Origin of the sequence: Prevotella sp. MGM1 (assembly GCF_002933775.1) — a bacterium.
Taxonomy (GTDB): domain Bacteria; phylum Bacteroidota; class Bacteroidia; order Bacteroidales; family Bacteroidaceae; genus Prevotella.
The window spans coordinates 1-9,634 of the sequence record NZ_BEWV01000117.1; the positions used below are offsets into that span (position 1 = coordinate 1).

7 protein-coding genes are annotated in these 9,634 nt (G+C 51.4%); 3 read left to right on the plus strand and 4 right to left on the minus strand.

The window, feature by feature from the left end; genetic code table 11:
* On the minus strand, window positions 1-865 hold an 865-nt coding region (locus MoGM_RS03870; protein ID WP_104368825.1), incomplete at its 3' end, for an aspartate-semialdehyde dehydrogenase.
* A 133-nt stretch (window positions 866-998) separates the two neighbouring features.
* Here MoGM_RS03870 and MoGM_RS03875 point away from each other — a divergent pair.
* From MoGM_RS03875 to MoGM_RS03885, 3 genes are all read left to right on the plus strand, one after another.
* Window positions 999-3,116 (plus strand): cation:proton antiporter, encoded by a 2,118-nt coding sequence (locus tag MoGM_RS03875; protein WP_104368826.1) that lies wholly within the window; start codon window positions 999-1,001, stop codon window positions 3,114-3,116.
* Between the two features lie 282 nt (window positions 3,117-3,398).
* Window positions 3,399-4,190: an ABC transporter ATP-binding protein gene (locus tag MoGM_RS03880; RefSeq protein WP_104368827.1), complete on the plus strand. Its 792-nt coding sequence runs from the start codon at window positions 3,399-3,401 to the stop codon at window positions 4,188-4,190.
* Window positions 4,187-5,023, plus strand: a complete 837-nt coding sequence (locus MoGM_RS03885; protein WP_104368828.1) for a S1 RNA-binding domain-containing protein — start codon at window positions 4,187-4,189, stop codon at window positions 5,021-5,023. Before MoGM_RS03880 ends, MoGM_RS03885 begins: the two co-directional genes overlap by 4 nt.
* 121 nt (window positions 5,024-5,144) lie before the next feature.
* Here MoGM_RS03885 and asnS read toward each other — a convergent pair whose 3' ends face one another.
* From asnS to purB, 3 genes are read right to left on the minus strand one after another with little or no spacing between them, the layout of a single operon-like run.
* Entirely contained in the window at window positions 5,145-6,539 is a 1,395-nt protein-coding gene (gene asnS, locus MoGM_RS03890) for an asparagine--tRNA ligase (protein ID WP_104368829.1), read from the minus strand.
* A gap of 19 nt (window positions 6,540-6,558) precedes the next feature.
* A complete protein-coding gene (locus tag MoGM_RS03895) occupies window positions 6,559-8,043 on the minus strand; it encodes a pseudouridine synthase (protein ID WP_104368830.1) in 1,485 nt (494 codons plus the stop codon).
* A gap of 55 nt (window positions 8,044-8,098) precedes the next feature.
* On the minus strand, window positions 8,099-9,445 hold the full coding sequence (gene purB, locus MoGM_RS03900) for an adenylosuccinate lyase (protein ID WP_104368831.1): 1,347 nt from the start codon (window positions 9,443-9,445) through the stop codon (window positions 8,099-8,101).
* Window positions 9,446-9,634: the final 189 nt, after the last annotated feature.

Sequence of the window (9,634 nt, forward strand, 5' to 3'; positions counted from 1 at the left end):
CGTCCTTGCCGGCAGTGTCGAGCGGCATCGGGTATACGAGGTTGTCGGGGTCGTCCTGAAGCGTCACACCGGGGGCGGCGGCAAGAGCCTCACGGGCCTGCTCCACCGTCACGGGACTTTCGGTCTCTATCCATACCGACTCCGAATGGGCACGGAGCGACGACACTCGCACGCACATCGCCGAGCACTTCACGTCGCTGTGCATTATCTTGCGGGTCTCGTTAAACATCTTCATCTCCTCTTTCGTGTATCCGTTGGGCTGGAACACGTCTATCTGGGGTATCACGTTATACGCCAGCTGATGCGGGAACTTGCTGACTGTCACCGGCCGGCCGGCGATAATCTCGCCATACTGCCGCTGCAACTCGGCCATGGCAGCCGCTCCGGCACCGCTGGCACTCTGGTAGCTTGCCACGTGTATGCGACGGATATGGCTGAGCCGCTCTATCGGCTGCAGTACTACCACCATCATGATTGTGGTGCAGTTGGGGTTGGCGATAATGCCACGGGGACGGTTGAGGGCGTCGGCGGCATTGCACTCGGGCACAACGAGAGGCACATCATCGTCCATACGGAACGCACTCGAATTGTCGATCATCACCGCACCGTATCTGGTTATGTCGTCGGCAAACTCTTTCGACGTGCCTGCTCCGGCAGAAGTAAAGGCTATGTCAATATCCTTGAAATCATCGCCGTGCTTCAAAAGCTTCACTTCATACTCCTTGCCGCGGAACGTGTATCTGGTACCGGCGCTGCGCCCGGATCCGAACAAGACGAGGTCGTCCATAGGGAAATCTCTCTCTGCGAGCACACGCAGGAACTCCTGTCCTACCGCTCCGCTCGCTCCAACTATTGCTACTCTCATTGGTATTTTTATATTAATATGTAAAATTTATCTCTCAATGACAGTGCAAAATTACAACTTTTGAGGTAAATCGAGCCTATATATGATATTTTTTTTGCAACTTTGCACCCGAATTGTAAACCAATGAATAACCATGCCAGATATATCCAGTTATTTCCCGATAACAGACCCGACGCTGATATTTCTTGTCGTGCTGTCTATCATACTCTTCGCACCATTCATCATGTCACGTTTCCGCATCCCGCACATCATCGGGATGGTACTCGCCGGCACGCTCGTGGGGCAGTATGGGCTGAACATTCTTGAACGGGACTCGTCGTTCGAGCTGTTCGGCAAGGTGGGATTGCTGTACATCATGTTTCTGGCCGGTCTCGAAATGAACCTCAAAGACATCATGCAGAAGAAGACGCGCTTTGTGGTTTTCGGATTGCTGACGTTTATATTGCCTTTCGTTCTCGGCTATTTCACGGGCATCTCGCTGCTGGGCTACTCGCCGATGGCATCGCTGCTGCTCTCGTGCATACTGGCATCCAACACGCTGATAGCCTATCCGATAGTGCTGAAATACGGTCTTCAAAAACATCCCGCCGTGGCGCTCAGCGTAGGCTCGTCGATGATAGCCCTGTCGCTGTCACTGCTGCTGCTTGCCGCCATAGTGGGAGTGAACGAAGGTGAGGCGGGCATCACATTCTGGATAGCGTTCGCAGCCAAGGTGGCGGTATTCTGCATCGGACTGACTTTCATAATCCCGAGAATAACACGGTGGTTTTTCCGCCGCTGCGCCGACTCGGTAATGCTGTATATATACGTGCTGCTGGTGTTGTTTTTCAGTGCCGCGATGTCTGAGTTCTGTGGTCTGGAAGGCATCTTCGGAGCTTTCCTTGCCGGACTGACGCTCAACAGGTTCATACCCGGCGTATCACCGCTGATGAACAGGATCGAGTTTATCGGCAATGCCCTGTTCATACCATATTTCCTCATCGGTGTGGGAATGCTGATCGACATAGGGGTGCTCTTTCACAGTTTAGGCACGCTGTGGGTGGTGTTCTGCATAGTGGCAGTGGGCACGCTGGGCAAGGCCGCCGCCGCATACGTGTCGTGCCTCGGCTTCAAGTTGCCGCTGCTGTCGGGACACATGATGTTCGGACTCACCGAAGCGCACGCCGCCGGCAGTATAGCCATGACGATGGTGGGAATGAACCTGAAAATGCCGGACGGTACATATCTCGTGGACTCGGGAATGCTGAACGGCGTGGTGATGATGATTCTCTTCACGTGCATCATAAGTTCGGTTATGGTGGAAGGCTCGGCACGGAGCATACTGCTGAAAGAGAAAATGCAGCCTGACGGCAACAAGGAGCAGGGAGACGACGAGAAAATACTGCTGCCGCTGCAACACGAGGAAGACGCGCAGGGACTGGTGAGCATGGCCATCATAATGCGCAACAAGAAGCTGAACCGCGGCCTGGTGGGCCTGAACGTGGTATACGATGACATATACAGCAGCCGCAACCGCAACGCCGGACGAAAAATTCTCGAAATGGCGGAAGCCACGGCCATAGCCGCCGACGTGAGGATGCAGACACAGAGCAGGCTTGCCATCAACATCGCCAACGGGATAAAGCACGCGTTCAAGGAAAACGACGCATCTGAAATAATAATGGGACTGCACAGGCTGACAAGTCCGGGAGACACTTTCTGGGGAGCGTATACACAAGGACTCATCAGCGAGATAAACAACCAGATAATGATTTGCCGGCTGACAGCCCCTATAAGCACCTTGCGGCGCATACACGTGGCCGTGCCGTCGAGAGTGGAGTTTGAACCGGGCTTCTACCGGTGGACAGAGCGGCTCGCCAGACTTACAGACGCCCTCGGTTGCCGCATCATCTTCCACGGCAGGGAGAACACCACAACGCTCATAGCTGAATATTTACGCAACAGGTATCCCGAGGTAAGGGCTGAATACATGCTTATGCAGCACTGGAAAGAGTTTACCGGACTGTCGAGAACAGTGGCCGACGATCACCTGCTTGTAGTGATAACGGCACGCCCCGGCACGGTGTCTTATAAACCGGCATTCGAGCATTTGCCTGAAGAACTGACCGACAACTTTTCCGGTTGCAGTCTGATGATTGTATATCCCGACCAAAACGGACAGCCGCAGGATGCAATGACATTCACCGCTCCGCAACGCCAGGAACAGGAAAGCGCATACTCCACTATCATGAAACTGTTTCAGAAGAAGTAGTAAAGTAAGGAGATAGGAAGTAAGGAAGAAGGAGATGAGAAAAAAACACATGCTGTTGTAATGTCACTATAACCTACCAACCCAATAACACCTACCCGACAACTGCTCCACATACCCGCCATAAGAAAATCCCTTCTACGATATTAACATCCTCTGCCACCCTATCATTAAGAAAACATTTCCATAAAAGAAATTCCCGTCCGCACATATCCCCGCATGCCACAACAATAGTTTTCAATAAAAAAAACATCATTTACAAATCAACGAAGCGCATAAAATATTATGATAACGATAAAAGGAATAAAAAAGAGTTTCGGCACGCTCGAAGTATTGAAAGGAATAGACCTTGAAATAAACAAAGGCGAAGTGGTGAGCATCGTCGGACCGAGCGGAGCCGGAAAGACCACACTTTTGCAGATAATGGGCACACTCGACAAAGCCGACAGCGGCTCGGTGATAATCGACGGTGTGGACATAGGCAGCCTCAACGCAAACAAAATGGCTGAGTTCAGAAACCTCAACATCGGCTTCGTATTCCAGTTTCATCAGCTGCTGCCCGAGTTTACGGCACTCGAAAACATAATGATTCCCGCATATATAGCAGGTAAACCGACCAAAGAGGCCAGACAAAGAGCAAAGGAACTGCTGGAATTCATGGGGCTGGCAGACCGTGCCGACCACAAGCCTGGACAGCTGTCGGGCGGAGAAAAGCAGCGGGTGGCGGTGGCACGGGCTCTTGTCAACAACCCGGCCGTGATATTGGCAGACGAGCCTTCGGGCAGTCTCGACTCTCAAAACAAAACCGAGCTGCACAGGCTTTTCTTCGAACTGCGCGACAAGTTCGGGCAGACTTTCGTCATAGTGACACACGATGAACAACTCGCGGCGACCACTGACCGAACAATAAAAATGCGCGACGGACTGCTTGACACTGACGCCGACACGGGCACGGCAGAGGAAACATCTACCAACGCCGGATCGGAAAGCCCGGCATATTCCACAGAGGACATCACTTCCACTGCCCCGACGGCATCAGCCACCATAATAAACCAAATAAAAGAAGACGACAAATGAACAGAATAAAATTAGGCGACTACAACAAACTGACCATCGTAAAATCGGTGGATTTCGGACTCTATCTCGACGGTGGAGACGAAGGAGAGATACTATTGCCGACACGTTATGTACCGAAAGGCGCCAAAACAGGCGACGAAATAGACGTATTCATCTATCTCGACCAAGACGAGCGCCTCATAGCAACCACCCAGCAGCCATTGGCCAAGGTGGGAGAATTTGCGCATCTCGAAGTGGCCTGGGTAAACGAATACGGTGCGTTTCTCAACTGGGGATTGATGAAAGACCTTTTCTGCCCGTTCCGCGAGCAGAAAAAGCGCATGGTTACAGGCTCGTCGTATATAGTATATGTGACGGTAGACGAGGACAGTTACAGACTGATGGCGACCGCAAAGGTTGACCGGTATCTGGATAATGAACGCCCGTTGTATCGACATAATGACGAGGTCGATTTACTCGTGTGGCAGAAAACAGAACTCGGATTTAAGGTTATAGTGGACAATAAGTTTTCGGGACTGGTATATGATGACCGCATCTTCCGACCGCTGACCACAGGCGACCGGCTGAAAGGCTATATCGACCACGTTCGTCAGGACGGGAAAATAGATATTGTGCTACAGCCTACCGGGCACCGGCACACAGAAGAGTTTGCCGAGACGCTGCTACGGTATCTACAAGAGAACAACGGACACTGCGAACTGGGAGACAAAAGCCCTGCAGAACTGATTGCCGACCGCTTTAAAGTGAGTAAGAAAGCATATAAAAAAGCTATCGGCGACCTGTACCGCAAAAGACTGATAAGCATCGATGAAAACGGGATCACATTGGTGTGATACCACGTACGGCATCATAACACAAATCAAGCGGCGCGAGGACTTTCGTTCTCGCGCCGCTTGATTTTATAAGATTAACCTTTTATACTATTATCCCTAATCTCCTCTTTGACATTGGTGGTTAGAACTCTGCTGTCTTCGGTGTTCTCGGGAACGGGATGACATCGCGTATGTTCTGCATTCCGGTGACGAAGAGTATCAGACGCTCGAAACCGAGACCGAAACCGCCGTGCGGGCATGTTCCATACTTACGTGTATCAAGATACCACCACATATCCTTCATCGGAATATTGCGCTCTTCTATCTCGCCGATCAGCTTGTCATAGTTCTCCTCACGCACGCTGCCGCCTATTATCTCGCCAATCTGCGGGAAAAGCACATCGGTGCCTTGAACGGTGCGCCCGTCTTCGTTTATCTTCATATAGAACGCCTTTATCTCCTTCGGATAGTCGGTCATGATTACCGGTTTCTTGAAATACTCCTCTACAAGATAACGCTCATGCTCACTCGCCAAGTCCATACCCCAGCTTACCGGGAATTCGAACTTGCGTCCATTTGCCACCGCTTCTTCAAGTATCCTGATACCCTCGGTATACGGCAGTCGCTCAAACGAGCCTGAAACGACTGATTTCAAACGCTCTATCAGCGTCTTGTCCACCATCTTGTTCAGGAAGTCAAGATCGTCGGCACAGTTGTCCAACGCCCATTGCACACAGTATTTGATAAAATCTTCTTCAAGGTCCATCAAATCTTTGAGATCTATGAAGGCAACTTCGGGTTCAATCATCCAGAACTCAGCAAGGTGACGCGGCGTGTTACTGTTCTCCGCACGGAACGTCGGGCCGAAAGTATAGATTGCTCCGAGCGCAGTTGCGCCAAGCTCACCTTCGAGCTGTCCGCTGACCGTCAGTGACGCCTGCTTGCCGAAGAAGTCATCATCATACGTTATCTTTCCCTCTTCATCCTTTTTAAGGTCATACAGGTTTTTCGTCGTCACCTGAAACATCTGCCCCGCTCCCTCGCAGTCGCTGGCAGTGATGAGCGGTGTATGGAAGTAGAAGAAACCGTGATCGTGGAAATACTTATGTATGGCAATGGCCATATTGTGACGTATTCTCATCACGGCGCCGAACGTATTGGTACGCAAACGCATGTGGGCGTGCTGCCGCATGTATTCGAAACTCTGTCCTTTCTTCTGCATCGGATAGTCGCTTCCGCAAAGTCCGTATACTTCAATCTCGGCGCACTGTATCTCTACAGTCTGTCCTGCACCCATGCTCTCCACCAGCGTACCTGTCGCACTGATGCACGAGCCGGTAGTTATCTGTTTCAAGGTCTCCTCATCAAACTTGGCGGGGTCTACCACCACCTGCACGTTCTTTATCGTCGAGCCGTCGTTGAGGGCGATGAAGTCCACCGCTTTGCTGCTGCGATGGGTACGCACCCAACCTTTCACATTGACGGTGGCACCGAAGTCGGTGAGCCTCAATACGTCAACAACTTTTGTCCTTTCCATAATTCCTTGTCTTTTACGTTTATTCGTAAGCACCCATGCGCAGGCGGTTTACCTCCTCTTCGGTAAGGTATCGCCAGTCGCCTCGGCGCAGATTCTTCTTTGTCAGTCCAGCAAATAACACCCGGTCGAGCTTCGTCACCTTATAACCGAGATGTTCGAAGATACGGCGCACGATACGGTTCTTGCCGCTGTGTATTTCTATTCCCACTTGTTTCTTGTCCACCGGATCGGCATATTCCACCGCATCAGCCTTTATATCACCGTCTTCAAGAGTGATACCGTCGCGTATCTGCTGCAAGTCATGGGCAGTGACGTTCTTGTCGAGATATACGTGATATACTTTCTTCTTCAAGAACTTGGGATGTGTGAGTTTGCTGGCCAGATCGCCGTCGTTTGTGAGCAACAGCACACCGGTGGTGTTGCGGTCCAGGCGTCCCACAGGATAAATACGTTCCGTACATGCGTCTTTCACAAGATCCATCACCGTCTTGCGCTGCTGCGGGTCATCGCTTGTGGTCACGTGATCTTTGGGCTTGTTGAGAAGCACATAAACTTTCTTCTCCAACGACACCGGCTGCTCATGAAACATGACACTATCAGTACGCATAACCTTGGTGCCCAACTCGGTCACCACCTCTCCGTTTACCTTCACCACACCGGCCTGTATGAACTCATCGGCCTCTCTACGGCTGCACACTCCTGCATTGGCAAGATATTTGTTGAGACGTATCGGCTCGTTTGGATCATAGTGTTCCTCCCTATACTCGATACGCTTCTTCATGCTGTACTTTGCATGCGGGTCGTAGTCGGCAGTGCGCTGACGATAGCCGCCACGCTGCTGCCCATAACCTCCTCGGTTGTTATATCCTCCACGGGGCTGGAAACCGCCATGCTCGCCATCACCGCCATTGTTGAAGCGGGGGCGATACGAGGGACGTTCCTGATTATAGCCGCCACGATTGCCACCGTAGTTGCTACGGGGCTGATAGCCGCCCTGTTCACCGTCGCCGCCATTATTGAAACGTGGACGATACGAGGGACGTTCCTGATTGTAGCCGACATGGTTGCCACCGTAGTTGTTACGGGGCTGATAGCCGCCCTGCTCACCGTCGCCGCCATTATTGAAACGTGGACGATACGAGGGGCGTTCCTGATTGTAGCCGCCACGACTGCCACCGTAGTTGTTACGGGGCTGACGGTATTCGCCGTCATTATTATTGTAACGCGGACGATAAGGGCGCTGCTGCGTACTTTGCAGCCCCGCTCCGAATCCTTCGGGCCGGAAACCGCCTTCATCGTTGTCGCTGTTGTTATACCTTGAATAGCCGCCGCGCCTGTCTTGGTTGTAAGGACGCGACTGATTGATGCGGGGACGCGGCGAGCGTCCTGCACTTCGATAATTCTGATAACCGTCCGAAGACTCTGATGAACGGTAACCCTCACGGCCGCCGGCTTTCTGCTCTGCGGACATTTCCTCTTGTCTCTTTTCGTTTTCTAATTCCATTGTTTACTTGATTGTTAAATATAGGGTCTCACGACCCGGGTTGATTATTTGCTGTTTATATTCCTGTGTATGTATGCGGGGTGATGGCCATCAACTCGGCTTTCACGCTCTCGCTCACGTTCAGTTCCTGAATAAATCGGTGTATTGTCTCTTCTGTCATCTTCTCATTCGTGCGGGTAAGCGCTTTCAGCGCCTCATAGGGGTTCGGATAAGCCTCACGGCGCAACACAGTCTGTATGGCCTCAGCCACCACAGCCCACGTGTCGTCAAGGTCTGCGCTGATTTTCTCTTCGTTGAGAATAAGCTTGCGAAGCCCTTTCAGGGTACTTTGCATCGCTATCAGTCCATGCCCCATCGGCACACCTACATTACGCAGTACGGTAGAGTCCGTCAGGTCGCGTTGCAGACGGCTCACAGGCAACTTCTGCGCCAAGAATTGCAGAATGGCGTTCGCCATGCCGAGATTGCCCTCGCTATTCTCGAAATCTATCGGGTTTACCTTGTGGGGCATGGCGCTCGAACCAACCTCTCCCGCCTTTATCTTCTGCTTGAAATACTCCATTGAGATATACATCCATATATCCCGGTCGAGGTCTATTATAATTGTATTTATACGACGCATTGCATCGAACAGCGCGCCCATATAGTCATAATTGCTTATCTGGGTGGTATACTGCTCGCGCACAAGGCCGAGCTTGCCGCTGACAAAATCATTGCCGAACGCGCGCCAGTCATACTGCGGATATGCCACACGGTGGGCATTGTAGTTGCCCGTTGCCCCGCCGAACTTGGCCGTTACGGGCACCGCTTTCAGCTGTCCAAGCTGCTCTTCGAGACGGTATGCGAATACCATAATCTCTTTGCCGAGACGTGTTGGAGATGCCGGCTGACCGTGGGTCTTGGCAAGCATGGACACGTCTTTCCACTCCTCGGCATAGCTTCGCAATTGTGCGATAAGCTCCTCTATCACGGGACAGTACACATCATCAAGTGCCTCTTTAACAGACAAGGGGACACTTGTATTGTTGATATCCTGTGATGTGAGTCCGAAGTGTATGAACTCTTTGTATTCATCGAAACCGCCGATAGCGTCAAGCTGCTCTTTTATGAAATATTCCACAGCCTTCACATCGTGGTTTGTCACTTTCTCTATGTCTTTAACACGTTGAGCGTATGTTGTCGTAAAATTGCGGTATATATCGCGAAGACGCCCGAACAACTCATGGTCGAAACCTTCCAGTTGTGGCAATGGAAGCTCGCAGAGGGTTATGAAATATTCTATCTCCACACGAACGCGGTAGCGGATGAGGGCATATTCGGAAAAATACTCCGCCAGCGGCTCCGTCTTGCCTCTGTAACGCCCGTCGATGGGCGATACGGCTGTCAACAAATTTAAGTCCATATACTTGCTATAAATACTATTCAGACCGCAAAGTTAAGCATTAAATTCGACTTAACAGCAAAACTATCCGCCAAAATTACATATCATATATATAAAAACATCCCGCAGCCTGAAATCAGACTGCGGGATCAACGTTGTGGGCGCTGAGGGATTCGAACCCCCGACCCTCTGCTTGTAAGGCAGATGCTC

What these genes read in the sequence shown, in the direction of transcription:
- MoGM_RS03875 (WP_104368826.1), top strand. Translation starts at nt 999, where the DNA reads ATGCCAGATATATCCAGTTATTTCCCGATAACAGACCCGACGCTGATA.
- MoGM_RS03880 (WP_104368827.1), top strand. Translation starts at nt 3,399, where the DNA reads ATGATAACGATAAAAGGAATAAAAAAGAGTTTCGGCACGCTCGAAGTA.
- MoGM_RS03885 (WP_104368828.1), top strand. Translation starts at nt 4,187, where the DNA reads ATGAACAGAATAAAATTAGGCGACTACAACAAACTGACCATCGTAAAA.
- asnS (WP_104368829.1), bottom strand. Translation starts at nt 6,539, where the DNA reads ATGGAAAGGACAAAAGTTGTTGACGTATTGAGGCTCACCGACTTCGGT.
- MoGM_RS03895 (WP_104368830.1), bottom strand. Translation starts at nt 8,043, where the DNA reads ATGGAATTAGAAAACGAAAAGAGACAAGAGGAAATGTCCGCAGAGCAG.
- purB (WP_104368831.1), bottom strand. Translation starts at nt 9,445, where the DNA reads ATGGACTTAAATTTGTTGACAGCCGTATCGCCCATCGACGGGCGTTAC.